This window comes from Bifidobacterium scaligerum, from assembly GCF_002802865.1.
In the GTDB taxonomy this organism is placed as follows: Bacteria; Actinomycetota; Actinomycetes; order Actinomycetales; family Bifidobacteriaceae; genus Bifidobacterium; species Bifidobacterium scaligerum.
Map to the genome: position 1 here is coordinate 356,852 of NZ_PGLQ01000002.1, position 19,305 is coordinate 376,156.

At 58.6% G+C, this 19,305-nt stretch carries 17 protein-coding genes; 6 read left to right on the forward strand and 11 right to left on the reverse strand.

The features are described from left to right. Nucleotides 1-64 precede the first annotated feature (64 nt). The 5 genes from pyrF to efp form a co-directional block, all read right to left on the reverse strand. Complete coding sequence (gene pyrF / locus CUU80_RS04605) at nucleotides 65-982, reverse strand: orotidine-5'-phosphate decarboxylase (RefSeq protein WP_100496178.1); 918 nt, start codon at nucleotides 980-982, stop codon at nucleotides 65-67. Next, nucleotides 982-4,365: a carbamoyl-phosphate synthase large subunit gene (carB, locus tag CUU80_RS04610; protein ID WP_100496179.1), complete on the reverse strand. Its 3,384-nt coding sequence runs from the start codon at nucleotides 4,363-4,365 to the stop codon at nucleotides 982-984. The genes pyrF and carB overlap by 1 nt, the downstream gene beginning before the upstream one ends. Before the next feature lies 1 nt (nucleotide 4,366). Beyond that, the gene (carA, locus tag CUU80_RS04615) at nucleotides 4,367-5,617 is read right to left on the reverse strand and encodes a glutamine-hydrolyzing carbamoyl-phosphate synthase small subunit (RefSeq protein WP_100496180.1); all 1,251 of its coding nucleotides are present in this window, start codon (nucleotides 5,615-5,617) and stop codon (nucleotides 4,367-4,369) included. A gap of 189 nt (nucleotides 5,618-5,806) precedes the next feature. Continuing rightward, the gene (gene nusB, locus CUU80_RS04620; RefSeq protein WP_100496181.1) at nucleotides 5,807-6,325 is read right to left on the reverse strand and encodes a transcription antitermination factor NusB; all 519 of its coding nucleotides are present in this window, start codon (nucleotides 6,323-6,325) and stop codon (nucleotides 5,807-5,809) included. 39 nt (nucleotides 6,326-6,364) lie between these two features. Then, on the reverse strand, nucleotides 6,365-6,928 hold the full coding sequence (efp, locus tag CUU80_RS04625; protein WP_100496399.1) for an elongation factor P: 564 nt from the start codon (nucleotides 6,926-6,928) through the stop codon (nucleotides 6,365-6,367). A 557-nt stretch (nucleotides 6,929-7,485) separates the two neighbouring features. Between efp and CUU80_RS04635 the strand changes: the two genes are divergently transcribed. After that, nucleotides 7,486-8,598 carry a CTP synthase gene (locus tag CUU80_RS04635; RefSeq protein WP_133119392.1) on the forward strand — a complete coding sequence of 371 codons (1,113 nt, stop codon included), beginning with the start codon at nucleotides 7,486-7,488 and terminating at the stop codon, nucleotides 8,596-8,598. Nucleotides 8,599-8,821: 223 nt separating this feature from the next. Here CUU80_RS04635 and CUU80_RS04640 read toward each other — a convergent pair whose 3' ends face one another. Together CUU80_RS04640 and CUU80_RS04645 are read right to left on the reverse strand one after the other, a co-directional pair. Then, nucleotides 8,822-11,476, reverse strand: coding sequence for an FtsX-like permease family protein (locus CUU80_RS04640; RefSeq protein ID WP_165775830.1), 2,655 nt, complete (start codon nucleotides 11,474-11,476; stop codon nucleotides 8,822-8,824). Between the two features lie 20 nt (nucleotides 11,477-11,496). Beyond that, nucleotides 11,497-12,198, reverse strand: coding sequence for an ABC transporter ATP-binding protein (locus CUU80_RS04645; RefSeq protein WP_100496185.1), 702 nt, complete (start codon nucleotides 12,196-12,198; stop codon nucleotides 11,497-11,499). Between the two features lie 288 nt (nucleotides 12,199-12,486). Here CUU80_RS04645 and CUU80_RS04650 point away from each other — a divergent pair, with 288 nt between their 5' ends. The 3 genes from CUU80_RS04650 (at nucleotide 12,487) to CUU80_RS04660 (ending at nucleotide 14,771) form a co-directional block, all read left to right on the forward strand. After that, nucleotides 12,487-13,116 carry a TetR/AcrR family transcriptional regulator gene (locus tag CUU80_RS04650; protein ID WP_100496186.1) on the forward strand — a complete coding sequence of 210 codons (630 nt, stop codon included), beginning with the start codon at nucleotides 12,487-12,489 and terminating at the stop codon, nucleotides 13,114-13,116. A gap of 134 nt (nucleotides 13,117-13,250) precedes the next feature. Beyond that, entirely contained in the window at nucleotides 13,251-14,102 is an 852-nt protein-coding gene (locus CUU80_RS04655; protein WP_243388639.1) for a LysR family transcriptional regulator, read from the forward strand. Nucleotides 14,103-14,201: 99 nt separating this feature from the next. After that, entirely contained in the window at nucleotides 14,202-14,771 is a 570-nt protein-coding gene (locus tag CUU80_RS04660; protein WP_100496188.1) for a sugar O-acetyltransferase, read from the forward strand. Between the two features lie 21 nt (nucleotides 14,772-14,792). On the opposite strand, the gene CUU80_RS04665 is transcribed toward CUU80_RS04660, so the two are convergent. Both CUU80_RS04665 and CUU80_RS04670 read right to left on the reverse strand, forming a co-directional pair. Next, the gene (locus CUU80_RS04665; protein WP_240950969.1) at nucleotides 14,793-15,107 is read right to left on the reverse strand and encodes a cupin domain-containing protein; all 315 of its coding nucleotides are present in this window, start codon (nucleotides 15,105-15,107) and stop codon (nucleotides 14,793-14,795) included. A gap of 165 nt (nucleotides 15,108-15,272) precedes the next feature. Continuing rightward, on the reverse strand, nucleotides 15,273-16,085 hold the full coding sequence (locus tag CUU80_RS04670) for a class I SAM-dependent methyltransferase (RefSeq protein ID WP_100496190.1): 813 nt from the start codon (nucleotides 16,083-16,085) through the stop codon (nucleotides 15,273-15,275). 247 nt (nucleotides 16,086-16,332) lie between these two features. Here CUU80_RS04670 and CUU80_RS04675 point away from each other — a divergent pair, with 247 nt between their 5' ends. Next, nucleotides 16,333-17,412 carry an aldo/keto reductase gene (locus tag CUU80_RS04675; protein WP_100496191.1) on the forward strand — a complete coding sequence of 360 codons (1,080 nt, stop codon included), beginning with the start codon at nucleotides 16,333-16,335 and terminating at the stop codon, nucleotides 17,410-17,412. Nucleotides 17,413-17,642: 230 nt separating this feature from the next. Here CUU80_RS04675 and CUU80_RS04680 read toward each other — a convergent pair whose 3' ends face one another. Beyond that, nucleotides 17,643-18,179, reverse strand: a complete 537-nt coding sequence (locus CUU80_RS04680; protein WP_100496192.1) for an aldo/keto reductase — start codon at nucleotides 18,177-18,179, stop codon at nucleotides 17,643-17,645. 153 nt (nucleotides 18,180-18,332) lie between these two features. Between CUU80_RS04680 and CUU80_RS04685 the strand changes: the two genes are divergently transcribed. Continuing rightward, a complete protein-coding gene (locus tag CUU80_RS04685; protein ID WP_207760081.1) occupies nucleotides 18,333-18,806 on the forward strand; it encodes a GNAT family N-acetyltransferase in 474 nt (157 codons plus the stop codon). A gap of 67 nt (nucleotides 18,807-18,873) precedes the next feature. Here CUU80_RS04685 and CUU80_RS04690 read toward each other — a convergent pair whose 3' ends face one another. Then, the gene (locus CUU80_RS04690; RefSeq protein WP_100496193.1) at nucleotides 18,874-19,239 is read right to left on the reverse strand and encodes a winged helix-turn-helix transcriptional regulator; all 366 of its coding nucleotides are present in this window, start codon (nucleotides 19,237-19,239) and stop codon (nucleotides 18,874-18,876) included. Nucleotides 19,240-19,305: the final 66 nt, after the last annotated feature.

A 19,305-nucleotide genomic window follows, 5' to 3' on the forward strand; every position in this document is an offset into this window, starting at 1 on the left:
CCGGCGAAAAACAGGCCACGGCAATATCGCACGATACTGCCGTGGCCATCAATCGTTATCGTTGTTAGTCTTCGACGCCTTCATTTGTGGCTTCCATCAATGCCTGACGTACATCCCAAGCAATCGACTCGGTAGCCTGGCTCAATGCCGCGATATCCGGGCCATGCGAAGCGATGAAACGGGACACCGTGACCAGCACGTTGCCCTTGGTGCCACGGAACACGGTTTTGAGATCCTTGGCCTCAGCGCCTTGCCAGCCATAGCCCGGGGACAGAATGGGACCGGTGAACTTGGAGGGGTCCACACCGGAATCCTGCATCCACTGGCCGATGGTCGCTCCGATGATCAGACCGACCGAACCCATGCCTTCGATGCCGACATTATGCTTCTGCGCGGTGGAGGCGATGCCGTATGCCACGGTATGACCCTTATATTCACCACCCTGACGCAACGCTGTCTGCAAGCTCATGCCTTCAGGGTTGGAGGTCAGTGACGCGATGAACACGCCACGGCCATTCTCCAGCGCCTCGGTAATAAGGCCATTGAGCGAACGGGCGCCGTAGTATGGCAGCAACGTGATCGCATCGGCCAGCAACGGCGCGCCCGGCTTGAAATAGGCATCCGCGATGGCGGAAATCGTGGTGGACAAGCCACCGTGCAGACAGTCCACGATAGTGATGACGCCCATCTGACGAGCGGCGTACAGCACTCGTTCGAGCGCTTCAAAGCCTTTCGACCCGTAGCGCTCGAACATCGTCGTCTGGAATTTCACTGCGGCGGCCCTGCCATTGGCCGCCTGCAGCATACGCATGGAGAAGAGCTCGGCACCTTCGGCGTCGACGTTATACCCCCAGTCGGTGAGGAGTTTGCGGTGAGGATCGATGCCCACGCACAAAGGCCCGTATTTTGCCATCGACTGGCTCAGCCTCAAACCGAAATCGGACCGCTGAGCCTTCAATTCCTCACCACTGGGTGTACTCATCAGAACTCTCGCCTCTCCAACTCGAACAGCTGCTTCGAATGATCCTGAATGCTCATGATCTGATAATCATTATGCTTCACGGCCTCGATAGCCAGCAGTGCGGCCTGGAACTCGGTGATGGTGGTGAACTGGGGCAGATCGGCCGCAATGGCGGCTGCGCGGATGGAGTAGCCATCCGAGCGGGAGCCACGCGAGTTCGGCGTGTTGAGAATCATATCGATCTTGCCGTCCTCGATGAGCTGAACCACGTTCTTGCCCACAGAGCCCGCAGCGTGGTGAACCTCGACCGGAGCTTCCGGATCGGAATCCACACGGGTGCTGATCTTGTCCACGATGCTTGAATCGATGCCGTAGCGGCGCAGCACGGATGCGGTGCCCTCGGTGGCCCAGATCTTGAATCCGAGCTCTTCGAGACGCACGGCGATCAGCGGCAGCTGACGCTTGTCGGTATCGTTCACGGAGATGAACACGTTGCCATGGGTCGGCAGACCGCCGTCATAGGCGGCGAGCTGGCTCTTGGCGAAGGCGTGCGGGAAGTCGCGGTCAAAGCCCATGACCTCGCCGGTGGAGCGCATCTCAGGTCCCAGCAGGATGTCCACGGTCTTGCCCACCGGAGTGCGGAAGCGCTTGAACGGCAGCACGGATTCCTTGATGGCCACCTGCTGGCCGGGGTGCATCACGCCGCCGTCGCCCTTGGGCAGCAGCAGACCGTTCTTGCGCTGGTCGGCGATGGTCTCGCCGGCCATGATACGGGCTGCGGCCTTGGCCAGGGCCACGCCGGTGGCCTTGGATGCGAACGGCACGGTGCGGGAGGCACGTGGGTTGGCCTCGATCACGTACAGCGTGTTGGCCATGAAGGCGTACTGGACGTTGATCAGGCCCTGCACATGGCAACCCTTGGCGATGGCGTAGGTGCCTTCCCTCAAGCGACGAATCTGATCGTCGGACAGGGTGGACGGCGGCAGAGTGCAGGCGGCGTCGCCAGAGTGCACACCGGCCTCCTCGACGTGCTCCATAATGCCACCGATGTACAGTTCCTCACCGTCGAACAGCGCATCGACATCGATTTCGATGGCGTCCTGCAGGAACTTGTCGATGAGCAGCGGGGAGGGCAGACGACCGGAAACCACGGTATCGGCCTTGGCTTCGGCCAGCGCACGATCCACGTACTTGGTCAGCTGCTTATCGTCGTACACGATCTCCATGCCGCGGCCTCCGAGCACGTAGCTCGGACGGACCAGCACCGGATAGCCGATGCGGTGGGCGGCTTCCATGGCTTCTTCGAGGCTCAGGGCGGTGCCGTAGCGCGGAGCGTTCATCTCCGCCTTCTTCAGCACTTCGCCGAACAGCTCACGGTTCTCGGCCAGATCGATGGATTCCGGCGTGGTGCCGAGAATCGGCACACCAGCGGCCTTCAGACGCGCGGCGAGCGAGAGCGGGGTCTGGCCGCCGAGCTGCACGATAACGCCCTTGACCGGTCCCATCTTCTTCTCGGCCTCATAGATCTCCAGCACATCCTCGAAGGTGAGCGGTTCGAAGTAGAGACGGTCGGACATGTCGTAATCGGTGGACACGGTCTCCGGGTTGCAGTTGACCATGATCGTGTCGTAGTCCTTGCCGAGCTCCTGCACCGCGTGCACGCAGGTGTAGTCGAACTCGATGCCCTGACCGATGCGGTTCGGGCCGGAGCCGAGGATGATCACTGCCTCACGCTCACGCTTACGCAGCTCGGTCTCATCGGCGTAGCAGGAGTAGTAGTACGGCGTGACCGCGTCGAACTCGGCGGCGCAGGTATCCACGGTCTTGTAGACCGGGCGAATGCCGTAGTTCCAGCGCAGCTCGCGGATAATGTTCTCACCTTCGTCGCCGAGGCCACGCAGATGTGCGATCTGCACGTCGGACAGGCCTGCAAGCTTGGCCTTCTTCAGCAGCTTCGGGGTCAGATGCTCGGCTCCGCGAACGGTCATGGCCATATCGTTGATGAGCATGATCTGCTTCAAGAACCACGGGTCGATCTTGGTGGCCGCGTACAGCTCTTCGATGGTGGCACCGCCCCAGATGGCGCGCATCAGCTGCAGGTAGCGGTGTTCGGTCGGCACCTTGGCGGCGGCGACCAGTTCGGCCACCTCCTCAGGCGTAGGCTTGTCGCCATCCCAGTTGAAGCCCATGTGGCGCTTGTCGATGGAGCGCATGGCCTTGCCCAGAGACTCCTGGAAGTTACCGGCCAGGGCCATGGCCTCGCCCACGGACTTCATCGAGGTGGTCAGCGTCGGGTCGGCACCCGGGAACTTCTCGAACGCGAAGCGCGGCACCTTGGTGACCACGTAGTCGATGGTCGGCTCGAAGGAGGCCGGGGTGGACTGGGTGATGTCGTTGCGAATCTCGTCCAGCGTGTAACCGAGGGCCAGCTTGGTGGCGATCTTGGCGATCGGGAAGCCGGTGGCCTTGGACGCCAGAGCGGAGGAACGGGAAACACGCGGGTTCATCTCGATGACGATGATTCGGCCGGTCTGCGGATGGATGGCGAACTGGATGTTGCAGCCGCCGGTATCCACGCCCACGCCGCGGATGATGGCGATGCCGATGTCACGCAGCTTCTGGTATTCGCGGTCGGTCAGCGTGAAGCAGGGGGCGACGGTGATGGAGTCACCGGTGTGAACGCCCACCGGGTCCACGTTCTCGATCGGGCAGACGACCACCACGTTGTCGTTGCGGTCGCGCATGAGCTCCAGCTCGAATTCCTTCCAGCCTTCGATGCCCTCTTCGATCAGCACCTCATCGGTGGGCGAATAGTGGATGCCGGCACCGGCGATGCGATGCAGCTCCTCCTCGTCGTGCGCGATGCCGGAGCCAAGACCACCCATGGTGAAGCTCGGGCGGACCACCAGCGGATAGCCGAGTTCCTCGGCGATGCGGTCGCATTCCTCAAGCGTGTGAGCGATGCGGGAGCGTGCGGATTCGGCACCTGCCTCGTCCACGACCTTCTTGAACAGCTCGCGGTCCTCGCCACGGTCGATGGCCTCCAGAGAGGCGCCGATGAGCTCGACATTGTACTTCTTGAGTACGCCGGCCTCGCCAAGCGCCATGGCGGCATTCAGCGCCGTCTGACCGCCAAGCGTCGGCAGCAGCGCGTCCGGACGCTCCTTGGCGATGATCTGTTCGAGGATCGGGGTGGCGATCGGTTCGATGTAGGTGGCGTCGGCCATCTCGGGATCGGTCATGATGGTGGCCGGGTTCGAGTTGACGAGGATGACGCGGATGCCTTCCTCACGAAGGACGCGGCATGCCTGGGTGCCCGAGTAATCGAACTCCGCAGCCTGACCGATCACGATCGGGCCGGAGCCGATGACCATCACGGATTTGATGTCGGTGCGCTTCGGCATATCACTTACCTTCCTTGATGTTGCTGTTGGCGCGAGCATCGCGCGGATTGTTCTTCATAAGTTCGCAGAAACGGTCGAACAGGTAGGCCGCATCGTGCGGGCCTGCCGCGGCTTCCGGGTGGTACTGCACGGAGAAGGCGGGGATGTCCACGCACTGCAGACCCTCAACCACGTCGTCGTTCAGATCGATGTGGGAGACGAACACCTTGCCGTACTTGCCGTCCTCGAACGGAGCATCCACCGTCTTGCCGATCGGGGCGTCCACTGCGAAGCCGTGGTTGTGGGCGGTGACCTCCACCTTGCCGGTGGTCACGTCCTTGACCGGCTGGTTGATGCCGCGATGGCCGAACTTGAGCTTGTAGGTGCCAAAGCCGAGTGCGCGGCCAAGCAGCTGGTTGCCGAAGCAGATGCCGAAGAACGGATAGCCGGCATCCAAGACCTTCCTCAGCAGTTCGATTTCCGGACCGGCCTGCTCCGGATCGCCCGGGCCATTGGAGAAGAACACGCCGTCCGGATTCAGGGCTTCGATCTGCTCGAACGTGGTGGTGGAGGGCACCACGTGCACGCGGCAGCCGCGCTCGGCCATGCGGTGCGGGGTCATGCCCTTGATGCCCAGATCCACGGCGGCCACGGTGTACAGAGGCTCCTTGCCTTCGTACTCACCGCACGGTTCGATGGTGTACGTCTCCTTGGTGGAGACCTCGTCATACAGGCTCAGGCCCTGCATCTGCGGGGTGGCCTTAACCGCTTCGAGCAGAGCATCAACATCGCGCAGCTTACCGGAGACCGGATCGAGCAGCGCCTCGCCGGAGAAGATGCCGGCGCGCATCACGCCGGCGGAACGAAGGTGACGCACCAGCTTGCGGGTGTCGATATGGCTCAGACCAACGATGTCATTCTTCTTGAGGTCGTCGTCCAGGCTGCCTTCGGCGCGCCAGTTGCTCACATTCGGAGAGGGATCGCGCACGATGTATCCGGCAACCCAGATACGGGAGGATTCCGGGTCTTCGCTGTTGACACCGGTATCGCCTATATGAGGGAAGGTCTGCACCACGATCTGACGATCGTAGCTGGGATCGGTGAGCGTCTCCTGATATCCGGTCATACCGGTGGCGAACACGATCTCACCGGTCGTCTCGCCGAGAGCACCATACGGCTCTCCCACATATACCTGTCCGTCTTCCAAAACGAGGACTGCATCGTCCTGGTCATACGTCGGAATTGCGATGGTTCCGGACTCGTTCTGGCTCACCAAAACCCCCTTATGTTTCGTCGGGTATTCGTACCAAGGTTAACGGCCAGCGCAGACTCACACGCCGCGGCGCGTAAGCTTCGGCCCGCCGACCGGGCCACCGGCGTTACAGCCGATGGGAAGCGATGGGGAGCGGTCATATCCGCTCATAAAAAAGCCTCCCGTATGGGGAGGCTTGAAAAAGAAAAACTAGTCTACCGTCGGCTGATTGTCAGCAGACGGATCGGACTGAGCGGCAGGGTCATTACCGGACTGATCGGCGGCATCATTATTCTGATCATGCTGCGCCGAATCCTCGGTAACAACGGAATCCTTATCGGCACATACCGCAGACAGCAGACCGTGGATGAAAGCGGGCGAATCGTCATCGCACAAGGTTTTGGCCAATGCCAGAGCCTCATCGATGGCCACCCTGTCAGGCACCTCGCCGTTGAACAGAATCTCCCATGTGGCGATACGCAGAATATTGCGATCGACCACACCCATGCGACGCACCTTCCAGCCAGTGGAATGTTCATCCAAAGTCCGGTCGATGGTGCGCAGATGATCGGCCACGCCACGCACGATTTCGATGGCGTATTCGGGAAGCGGGGTCTGGGCACCGGGGTGTGCGATGCGCTCATCCAACAGGGACAGGATGTCCTGGCTCTTTTCATCGGCCTCGTACAGGGTGTTCAATGCCCTCTTGCGCGCGGTGGAACGTGCCATGCTTCTAGTCCTCCAGTTTTACGGGTGATACGGGAAGGATCAGTTCTCGCGGCCGGTGTAGGAGCCGTCGGTGGTGTTGATCTTGACGCGATCGCCCTCGTTGATGAACAGCGGCACCTGGATCTCGGCGCCGGTCTCAACGGTGGCCGGCTTGGTGCCAGCGTTGGAGCGGTTGCCCTGCAGGCCCGGCTCGGTGTGGGTGATGGTCAGGACCACGGAGCCCGGCAGCTCGACGTTCAGCGGGGTGCCGTCGTGGAAGGAAACGAGGCAGTCAGTGCCTTCAAGCAGGAACTTGGCCTTGTCGCCCACGAGGGTCTTCGGAACCATGATCTGGTCGTAGGTGGTCATGTCCATGAACACGAAGTTGTCGCCGTCCTCGTAGGAGTACTGGAGGGTACGGTTGTCAACGGTCTCGAACTCCATCTTCATGCCGGCGTTGAAGGTCTTGTCCACGATCTTGCCGGAGAGCACGTTCTTGATGGTGGTGCGCACGAAGGCGGGGCCCTTGCCCGGCTTGACGTGCTGGAACTTCAGGACGGTCCACAGCTGGCCGTCCAGGTTCAGGACGGATCCGTTCTTGATGTCGTTAGTAGTCTGTGCCACGGTATTCACCTATTTTCAAATTCGACTCACTGGGGCAATGCCCAAAAATTGCCTTGGCAATTATGCCACAACCGGTATACAGCAGCGCATCCCAGCGTTCCCGCATCCCGCACTATGCTTTTTCTTCCCTCCCGTCCCCCGCTGCGTCTGCCGCTTCTCCTCCCCCTCTGCCGCTCCTTCGACCTCCCGCACCAATGTCCGTCCCCTCACCCATCCATGCAGCCCCATCCGCCATCCCTGCCACTCCTTCGTGTGTTCGCGCGATTAACGAGACCCACGCGAACATACAAAGGATTTCGGTCCCAAATTCCTTCGCATGTTCGCGCACTACTCGTTAATCACGCGAACATACAAAGGAAAAGATCGCCGCAACATAATCACTCGGCCCGGCACACGGCACCGTCACACAGCACCGTCACGCAGTCAATCGCACGTTTCGAGACATATCGGACCGGCGAGTTATCCACATTCGCAACGCGACACGCCGCGAAAACAACAGTTATCCACATACCCCGGATTGGCTTGCCCCAAGCGCTCACCATGCCCATCATGGCCATATGAACACACACCACGCCATAGAACGACTCTGCAACGATGCGGAACGCCACCGTCGCTGTTTCTACCCGTCCACCGAGGCGGAGCGTCAAGCCATATATACCCGACTGCGCAACGGCATCCTGGTACGCCCGCATAGAAACATCTATGCCCGCCGCACCTACTGGGATGCGATTCCTCCGCCGGAGAAGCACCGGCATATCATACGAACACTATCTCAGCAATATCCGCAAAGGGTGTTCGCGGACATCAGCGCCGCCGCCATATTCAATCTGGAATACCACTGGAATCTGCATCAGCGCCAGACCATATTCATTGCTGCGTCAAACGGCAATTCCGCTCGCGTACATGGCAATGTTCAACGCGTATTCGCAAAGAATCCACCCATCTGCAGCGTTGTCCGATATCAGAGCAGCGGACGTCTGCGCACCGTGCTCCTCCCGAACACCACCACGGGACCCGCAACCACAGCACCCTCACTTCCAGCCAATGCCGTAATCATCGATAGGGTATCCGTCACGTCTCCGGCACGGACACTGGTCGATTGCGGACTGCACTACCCATTCACGCAAACAATCGCCATGTTCGACTCCGCGTTACGACGAGGCATCGTAACGCGAGAACAGATACTGGAAATCTGCGACACAATGCAGCGTGATTGCGGGCCGGTGCAACGGCTGCTCTACTATACGAACCCGTTGAATGAAAACGGCGGCGAATCCTTTTGTTACGGGACCATCATCGACGAGGGATTCGCCGTCCCCGAACTGCAGCACGTCTTCATCGCCCCACAATCCCCGCAAGGCACCTTACGAGTCGATTTCGTATGGCACACTCACGACGGAAGGGTCATTGTCTTGGAATTCGACGGGACAGACAAGTATGTCAACCCTTCCATGACGAACAAACGCGGCATCAGGCAAGTCGTGCATGACGAACGTCGTCGCGAAGATTTTTTGAAGCAAGCCGGTGTGACCACAATCATTCGTGTCAACTATGCCGAGGTGGAACAACGAACCCCTCTGACAAGAAAGCTTCTCGAAGCCAATGTTCCTATGGCCCGAGCCCATCCGTTTTATGAACGATATACCGACGTTGCGGGCCGCGTGTGGTGACCGCGGTAACGGGCATGCATCGCCACCGATGCAAATGCACAGATACGCCGCATGACGAAGCGCTTTCATCTCCGCATCCGTTTGTATGTTCGCGCGATCGACGGACCCCACGCGAACATACAAAGGATTTCGGCCTCAAATTCCTTTGTATGTTCGCGTATCACCCGTCAATCACGCGAACATACAAAGGAAAGGAGTAGCAGCTCCATGGTAGACAAGCATGTCACTCCGGGCTCTTCAAAGCACCAACCATGTCGATACGGTCAAGCGCTCGGTTGGTCGCGAGACTCACCAGCAGCGTAAAGGCGAGCGCCAGCGCCGCGGCACCCGCATAGCAGAACCAAAGCACGTTCGGCACGATGTTCATGCCCGGCAGGTCCAGCTGGCTCACGAGGAAGCCGAGTAGCGCACGTCCGCACGGCATACCAATCACAATGCCGATGGCGCTCAGCAGCAGCATCTCCTTGTTCACATACCCATGCACCTCGCGCTTACGAAAACCGAGCACCTTGATGGTGGCCAATTCGCGTTCGCGTTCGGAGATGTTCGTGCTGGCCAGCGTGTAGAGCACCACGACGGCCAGGATTGCGGCCATGACCACAATGAAGCCGATCATGATGAAGAACAAGCGGAAGCTCTTGGAGAAATCACGCTCCTGCTTGGCGGAACTCGTCACCGACAGGTATTCACTCTGTTCGGCCAGATCATCCGCAAACGCTATTTGTGCATCATCGTCGCCTTTCACGTTGATGAGGTCGGCGTTCGGCGCATAATCCGCGTCAAACATCTGCTCATACGTGGACTGGGACATGACTACCAGATTGCCGGTGTAGTACTGAGCGATTTCGTGCACGGTTGCGTCGGCGGTGTTGGCCATCTGATCGGTGAGGTTCACGCTGGAACCGGCGGCGAGCGCCAACTTGCGTGCGGCATTGGCGGTGACGATAACGCCGTCATCCGCAAACTTCAGTTCGATGGGTGAGCCATCAGTCGTTTGCAGGTTGATGTAGCCGTCCGTTGACTTGCCGTCCGGAATGACCATGAGCTGCGCGGTGAGCTTGGCATCGTCTGCAGTATTGCCAGCGCTCCCGCCCTCCTGCGCCGGCGCAAGCGTGACACTGCCGAGCTGCAACGGCAACGTGGACTCCACATCGGAATCCTTATCCAGGTCGGATTGCGCCTTCTCGTGATTGGCCGCCGAAGTCACGGCCATCACATCGTATGGTGCGATTTCACTGTGCTGGCGCGGCATGAGGGTCAGCGCCGAGCTGCCCATGCCGAATCCGGCGGTCATCAATGCCGTGCAACCGAGCACGCCGATGATAACCATCAGCGCACGGGACTTGTAGCGGAACAGGTTTCGCGCAGTCACTTTGCCGAGGAAGCTCAAATGATTCCAGATGAATCCGATGCGCTGCAGAACAATGGTCTTGCCTGCCTTAGGCGCCTTGGGACGCATCAATTCGGCTGGCTCCAATCGCAGCGAACCTGTGCAGGCCGCCATCGCGGCACCGGTGATGATGATCACGAACAGCAGTATGCCGCCTAACGCGAGTCGCCAGTCCACCAGCAACGGATAGTTCGGCAGCACATACATATTGGTGATGATTTTGCGCGTGAACGCGAATGGCAATCCAATAAGACCCAGCACATCGCCAATCAGTCCGCCGAACAGGCATGCAGCGGCCGCATACACTACGTACTTGAGCATGATTTCGTGGCGCGTGTAACCAAGCGCCTTATAGGTACCGATAAGTCCGCGATCCTCCTCAATCATGCGCGTGATGGCGGTCAGGCTTACCAAGAGCGCGATGATCAGGAACAGTACTGGGAACATCGTGCCTAGGCGCGCGATCATTTCGGTTTGGGTTTTGACATCCTCATAACTGGTCACGGCGCTGCGGTCGCTGATGATCCATTTGGCTTTCGGCATGGCATCAACCGCGTTCTTGGCTTGTGTTTCCGCTTCGGCGATCTTCTGCTCGGCGGCTGTTTTGGCCGGCAATCCGTCCGGCAATGCCTCGATTTTGGCTTTTTGCGCATCAATGGATGCCATGGCCTTGTCCAGTGCGGCTTGATGCACAGCATCCGTACGCGCCTGCTCGCGCTCGGCCTGGATGGATTCGATATTGGAGACTGCATCATCAACGGTGTTGAGGTAGTCGTTCTCATAGGTGTTCAACGCTTTCGCGCCAGAGACCGCAACAACCACCGAAGTATAGGGACTCTCAGCATTATTCAGCGCTTTTTCGGCAACGAACATTGGATAGACGGTTTTCGCACCGGAGACCAAAGCCAGTGGACCGCTCGGGTTCACGATATCGTTCGGGTTGATCACGGTGCCGACAATGGTGTATTCACCATCCGCGAACGTGCCGGACGTCGAGGTTGCGGCCGTGGACGTGAGCGAATCATCGGGCGTGAACGTCAGGGTATCGCCCAGTGCTTTGTCGCTGTCGTTCAGGTACTGTTCAGTGACTGCGATTTCGTGGGCCGACTTCGGCAGTCTGCCATCCTTGAGATATGGCTGTTCAACACCCTGATTATTGAGGGTGGTGACGGTTGCCGAGGATTGTTTGCCGTCGATAGTCGTGGTCACGCTGGCGGTATGCTCGCCGGAGACCTTGGCAACGCCGTTAACCTGTTGCAGTGCGGCGATATCGTCATCATCAAAGCCGAGGGTGGAAATAATGGCCACGTCGTGCATCGATGTGGAGTCAAAGAATTCGTCCAAACCGGCGCGAATGTCCTTGGCGATGGTATTGAGACCGCCGAGCATCATCACGCCGACCGCCACGATCACCAGCATGGCGGCGAAGCGTTTGCCGTTCCCGGCGATGGCGCGCCACGCGTCTTTCCAAAGTGCTGTCTTCTTCATGACTGTTCCTTGCCGCTCTCCTACCATTCGATGTCCGCGATAGGCGTGGGATTCGGATTCTTCGTGATTTCGGTGACTTTGCCGGAGCGGAAGCGAATCAGACGGTCACCCATCGGCGCAAGCGCGGAATTATGCGTCACCAGCGCCACGGTGATGCCATGCTGCCGGCAAGAGTCCTGCAGAAGCTGCAACACTTCCTTGCCGGTGTTGTAGTCAAGTGCGCCGGTCGGCTCGTCGCACAGGAGCAACTTCGGGTTCTTGGCGAGCGCACGTGCGATGGAAACGCGCTGTTGCTCGCCACCAGATAGCTGTGCCGGGAAGTTGGCGAGACGCTCCCCCAACCCGACTTTTCTTAAGGTTTCGCGCGCATCAAGTGCGTTCGGGCAGATCTGCGAGGCAAGCTCCACGTTTTCGAGCGCGGTCAGATTGGGTACGAGGTTGTAGAACTGGAAGACGAAGCCCACGTCGAATCGACGGTAGTCGGTCAGTTGGGATTCGTTAGCTTTGGTAATGTCTTTGCCGTCGATCACCACGGAGCCTGAGGTGGCTCGGTCCATGCCGCCCAGAATGTTCAACGTGGTGGATTTGCCAGCGCCGGATGCGCCAAGAATGACGGCAAGTTCGCCCTGTTCGATGTCAAAGCTGGCATGGTTCAATGCCAGCACTGCGGATTCGCCGCTTCCGTACTGTCGCACTACATCATGGAATTCAAGGAAAGCCATGGTATGTCAAGTCCTCTCTTGCGATGGCTGTATTCAATCATTACATCCTTGGCTCTCAAACGCTCTAGCCAGAAGCCACCAGCAGTAGCTGGTTGAGAACCGGATGCAGACCGATGCTGTTGGCGCCATGCATCGCACCTCAAGAAATACATCACTATGTTGGGTAATAAAATCCACGTAATACGGCATTGTGTTGGGTTTCTACCTGAAAACCGCAGTATTACGCGAAAAACACGATACGATGTTGAGTTATTGATTGGTATAAAATAACAGCAAGAAGAGGCGCATATGGCCAGACCGAAAACAGGTGAGCAAAGCGCACCTGAGAAAATGCAGGATGCGTTCTGGACACTGCTGGAGCAAAAACCGTATGCGCAAATCACCATCAGCGATGTCACGCGAATGAGCGGCTTGAACCGCAGCGCGTTCTACTACCATTACGGCAACATTCCTGAATTGGCAGACGATGCCATCGCCTCGATTTATGACGATCCGGATATCACCGCGTTTATCGCGCATATCATTCGGCAAGATGAAGGCATTGACGCACTTCGTGATTACGCCATTGCCAACATTATCAATCCGCAGCGGGTTGCCAGCATCCGACGGCTAGCGCTTATCGCCGGCCCGCATGGCTCCACAGGACTGGCCAATCAGCTCAAAACCCATGTCATCGAAATCTGGCTGTCAGCACTCGGCTGCGATTCGGCTGCGCTCAATCCAGGTCAGCGCATCATACTGGAATTCGCATCCAGCGGCATACTCGGCGTCTTGGCCAAAGCACCGGAGGCATTCACACCGGAGAATATCGAATGGCTAAGTAGTTCGGTATTACCAACCATCGTCGCCCAGCTCATCAATTCGCTGAAGGACAACGGCAGTACATCTGCGCAGTCGTCACGCGCAGTTACTGCCTGAATAAGCCGAAAAACCGGCAGTAACTGCGCACGGGTATCGTTCGAGCGCGCAGTTACTGCCGCAACGACCCTATCCATCTACAATGGTGGCATCACATCAGCTGCGAATGGGGACCAATCATCATGGAATTGCGCGTGCTCAGGTATTTTCTGGCGGTGGCCGAGGAAGGCAATATCACATGGGCGGCGCAGTTGCTGCGTATCTCCCAACCGACGCTTTCCCGGCAGTTGAAACAACTGGAGGAGGAGCTCGGCGTCACCCTGTTCGAGCGCGGCAGTCATACCATCACACTGACCGAAGAAGGTCGACTATTGCGCGACCGTGCGCAAACCATCGTCTCCTTGGCAGATAAGGCGGAATACGAGCTCAAACAATCCAGCTACGAATTAAGCGGTGACATTATGGCCGGTTGTGGCGAGGTACGTGCCATGACCTTCCTTGCCGATCGCATGGCAGCGTTCCGCACTTTGCATCCCGGCGTGCGCTTCCATGTGGTCAGCACCACTGCGGATGTGATTCAGGATCAGCTTGAACAGGGATTGTTGGATTTCGGCCTGCTCGCCGACCCGGTGGATACCAGCCGATATGAATTCCTGCGCACCAATATCACCGAACATTGGTGCGCGATGATACCGGACGGCCACCCTCTGCAAGCCCAAGAGTCCCTCTCACCCGCCGATCTGGCCAATGAGGCGCTGATCCTGCCCGCGCGCGAGCCGGTGCGCCGTGTGGTGATGAACTGGTTCGGGCCTTATGCCGCGCATCTCAACATTGCCGGCACATGTAACCTACCGGCCAATGGCGCGGCAATGGCATCCAGCGGTCTCGGACTGTACCCGTGCCTTGACCTTGGCACCACCTATCCGGGAGTGCGCGGGATACGTCTTGCGCCACCGCTGGAAAGCAGCTCGGTGCTGGTGTGGAAGAAGCAGGGAACCGCATCCCCCGCGGCGGCAGCGTTCGCCAAGTTCCTGCAAACCATGTGAACAATGCCTCGACGGCATGCGATCGCATAAACCATAGGTATTAGACGGCACCTGAACTCACGCGGTTCAATGATGGCAGAACACCACCAAGGAGCCATCATGACAACCAAAGCAGCCGACATTCTTGAACACGACCGCACCGGGAAGCCAGTCAACCCATACGATCCCGGCTACTGCGCCATCGCCACCATTATCAAAGAGACCAAACGGCTCTGCGTCGAGCTCAACACCGGCTATCACGAACCGCAGGAGACACACACCCTGTTCGAACGCATCGTCGGCCATCCGGTCGACCCGTCTTTTCGTTTGAATCCCCCGTTTTACACGGATTTCGGGCACAATATCGAAATCGGCCGAGGCGTGCTCATCAACTGGGGCTGCACGTTGATGGATCGCGGCGGCATCACCATCGGCGACGGTACGTTCATCGGCCCGAACGTGCAGCTCATCACCATCAACCACAGCAAGAATCCGATGGACCGCGCCACCACCATGAGTCTGCCCATCACCATCGGCAAACGTGTGTGGATCGGCGCGGGAGCCATCGTGCTGCAGAACGTGACCATCGGCGACGGTGCCATCGTGGGCGCGGGCGCAGTCGTGACCCATGACGTGCCAGCGGGAAGCATCGTGGCAGGCAATCCCGCCCGCGAAATCGGGCGTGTGTGAGCACGACTGCGCTAACGCCAATCAGTGACGCATCATAATCAGCATCATCTTGGAAGCTTCCTCGGCGTAGACCGCGTGCGGCAGACGGGTCGGGAAATGCAGGATGCCGCCCGGCTTGAGGTCCACGGTCTTGCCGCCGCCGGTCACCTTGAGATGCCCTTCGAGGCACTGCACCAGCACCGGCATGGCGGCGGTGTGCTCGCTGAGCTCCTGGCCTTTGTCAAAGGAGAACAGCACCACATTGGCCCCCTCCACCTGCATCACCGTGCGGGAGACAGTGGCCTCCGGCTGGACTTCGACCAGCGGATTCAAGTCATCGATGAATTCCATGACCATCGGATCAGTGTTTTGGGCTTTGATTGCGTCAGTCATACCAGGCTCCTTCAGTATAGGCAAGTTGCCAATTGTCAATGTTGCACACGGCTTCGATGCCATGCACAACCTACGTTTGCGATATTGGACTTAGGTACCAGCTTAGTCTCGCAGTCCAGGTTGCGGGTATCAAGCCTTGCGCCGTACCACAAACGCGATGCCGGTGAGCGCATCACCATACGTATTGAATACGCGGCGCATCTCGAACACGCGCGCACGCAGATCCGGGTGCATCAGCACATTGCGCATGATGCGCAGCACGCCGCCGATGCCCTCGTCCGCCAGATTGCGGCGCATTTTGAGCAGGGCCATCGGCTCCACGCCGCTCCACAGCACTTCGAATCCTTCCGATTCCAGTACAGCTTGCCATTCGGCCGCGGTCAGCGGACGTGCGTTGACCTTGATGGCGCGGGCCAGATCCTTGCGAATCGAATCCTTGATGGATTCGTCCAAATCGTCCGGCGCAAGACCCATTTCATGAATCGCATATACGCCGCCCGGCTTCAGGATGCGATGGGCCTCGCCGATGATCGCATGCTTGCCGCGTTCGGACTGCATGGTCAGCATCGCCTCGCCAATCACCACGTCCGCCGATTCGTCCGGCAGGCCGGTCTGTGCAGCGTCGGCATTGATGCATGTACCGCCCACCGATGCAGCCAGCGGACCAATGATCTTCACCACCTGTTCGTCCCGGTCGACGCCGGTGTACCCGGCAGGGCCAGCATTCAGAATCAGCCGAGTAGTGCGGCCCAGCCCCGGCGCGAACTCCACCACGCGCTTACCGGCGATCGGCAGGTGCGCCAGCATGTGTTTGGTCAGCTTCTCGCCACCTGGCCTGAGCACACGTTTGCCAAGCTGGGCCAGCACCCAGTGGCCCTGCATATGTTCCGCTCCACGATCGGCTTGAGGCAGCTGCGATGATTCAATGGACGTTGCCGACATAGTACTGTTACGTTCGTTCATAGGCCTCAAGCATACGGAATCAATCACAGACGTAACAGACTGGTTTTTCAGTGTCAGATGTGATATGTACTACAGGCACTCTGACTGTTCTGACAACAATCGTACCTAGATTCATAGCTCATAGGCATTGCGGAGCATGAGCCGCAAGTATTGGTAATGCATCATTCCCAGCGATTCAATGGAGGCGCAATAGGCCTTGCAACGAGTCTGCGTGAAAGGAACGATTATGTCTGACGTCAATACCGATACTGCTGCAATCACGCCGCTGAATCTGCCGAAACGAACGCTGGGCACCGGAGCCGCGGCACTGGAGGCGTCTGCAATTGGCTTGGGCTGCATGGGATTCACGATGAGCTGGCCGCCGTTCCTACCACATGATGAATCGATTCGTGTGATTCGTGCGGCCTATGAGATGGGTGAACGGTTCTTCGATACGGCCGAGGTGTATGGCCCGTTCATCAACGAGGAATTGGTGGGCGAGGCATTGGAGCCGTTCCGTGACGACGTGGTCATCGCCACCAAGTTCGGTTTCGCCTTGCACGGCGGGTTCGGCGAGGATGAGGGTTCCGCGCAACTGGATGCTTCCGGCCGCATACAACAGACCGATTCACGCCCCGAAACGATTCGCAAAGCCGTCGAAGGCTCGTTGAAGCGACTGCGTACCGATCATATCGACCTCTACTATCAGCATCGCGTGGATACCAAGATGCCCATCGAGGATGTGGCCGGCGTGATGGGTGATCTGATGGCTGAAGGCAAGATCCTGCATTGGGGCCTGTCGGAGGCCGCGCCCGCGACCGTGCGCCGCGCTCATGCTGTGACGCCGGTGACCGCCGTACAGAACGAGTATTCGATGTGGTGGCGCAAACCGGAAGAGGAGCTGATGCCGATGCTTGAGGAGCTGGGTATCGGTCTGGTACCGTTCAGCCCGCTCGGCAAAGCCATGCTGGCCGGCAGGTTCACTGCCTCCACCCGTTTTGCGGATGACGACTATCGCAGCCGTATCCCACGCTTCTCCCCCGAACACATGGCGCACAACATTCGCATGAGCGAATATGTGCAGTCGCTGGCGGATGCGCGCGGCGTCGCTCCGGCGCAGATCGCGCTCGGCTGGCTCTTGGCACAGAAGCCTTGGATCGCGCCGATTCCCGGCACCAAACACATCGACCGTCTGCGTCAGAACCTGGGTGGCGCGGCCGTCACGTTCACGCCCGGCGAGTTGGCCGAGATCAACCGCACGCTTGACTCCATCACCATCGAAGGTGCCCGTTACCAGCCCACGCAGGAAGCGCTGACGAACCACTGATTGCGGGCCGACCTGCAATTACGAGCCTGATCGTCAGCCAATCCTTTGTATGTTCGCGCAACTGACGAGTACTGCGCGCACATACAAAGGATTTTGATAGGGAAAACGTTCGTATGTTCGCGCAGGGTCCGTGGATTGCGCGAACATACGGACGTTTTGAACCTCTGGGAGGCGATGCAAACCCCTTGTACCCGCAATATCGGCGAGTACGACGGCATTCTCAACAGCAATCAGTGGTTGAAGGCCATCACGCCGACGAGCCTGCGCGGCACGTATGACTCTTCTAGGTAGGCGATCTCCTCATCCGTAAGCTTCAACGCCACGGCGTCGAGCGCACCATCCACATGGTGCGGCTTGGTCATGCCGACCACGGGCGCGGTCACCTTGGTCAGGAGCCAGGCGAGTGACACGGCGGTCATCGAAGTGCCACGCTTGGCTGCGACTTCGGCCACACGCTCGATGATCACGTCATCCTGAGCTTCGGTGGCATCGTACTTGGAATGCGCCACCTGATCTTCGGTCAGGCGCTTGCTGGCGATGGAGCGCAGCGCACGGCCCACATATTCCTCGCTGGTGCCTTCCGCGTAACCGATGGCGGTGTCGTAGAACGTGATGCCATGCTCGAAGCCGTACTTGATGATCTCACGCGACTGGTCGGCGTCGAGAATCCAGGAATGATGGCCTTTGGTAGCGTCACCGAATCCCATACAACCCATGCAGATCCGGGACACGGTCACGTCGCTGTTGCCTAACTTGGTGTATTCCACTGCACAATCCCCTTAACCTCAATGTGGCCGAACATACGATGCATCATTACCAGCGTCTTGCCCAGCCGCTCATAAGCTTCCGTAATGCATTACACAACGAGCCGCTTTCCGTGCCTAATACTCCTGATTCATACCCAGCCATGCATGTCGAGCATGAAATTCGCATGCGGCTTATACACTGGCCGCATGCAGTTGACGGTCAAACGGTTCGAAGAGCTCAGCGCGGCGGAATTGTATGAGATCTACCGTGTGCGCGTGGCGGTGTTCGTAGTGGAACAGCACTGCGCCTATCAGGAGGTGGATGAAGCGGACCGACACTGCTGGCATGTGTTCCTGCATGACGAGAACGGCATTGCCGCTTACTGCCGCGTCATCGACCCAGGCATCACATTCCCGGAAGCATCCATCGGCCGCGTACTGGCCACCCATCGCTGGCAAGGACTTGGCACTCGTATTGTGCGTGAGGGATTAAAAGTGGCACAGGAGCGCATGCACACCGATACCGTGCACATCGAGGCCCAAGCCTACGCACGCAAACTCTATGAGCACCTCGGTTTCACTCAGGTCTCCGACGAATTCCTGGAAGACGGCATCCCCCACATCGGCATGATCTGGCGGGCGGAATAGCACAAGTCCGCAGGGCGACGTTACCAGGCGGCGTAATCCGCGTGCAGTTCACGAAAGAGGGAGGCATTCAGTCTTGAATGACGTCTTCTTTCGTGTCAAGCAGCAGCTGGCCCCACTTTTCGAATTCCTTGAGGGCGGGGATGATGGCGTAACCGTTGGAGGTCAGTGAGTATTCGACGCGCGGAGGCACCTCGTTATATTGGGTGCGATTGACGAGCCCATATTCCTCAAGATCGCGCAAGGTGTTGGTAAGCATCATATTGGTGATGCCAAGCTCACGTTTGATTTCGTTGTATCGCGCAGCGCCGCGTTCACTGAGCACGTACATGACCGGCAGCTTCCATTTGCCCTCAATGGCTTTGAACGCGTAGCCCATCGCGCACGTGGGCGAGGTGATGCCGTCAGTTCCAGTGTTCTCAACATGCTTGCTCATGGTCTCCCATCCTAACATCGTTGCCATATCGCAAAAATCAGTTTTTTATTCTAAGAACGAAAAGTA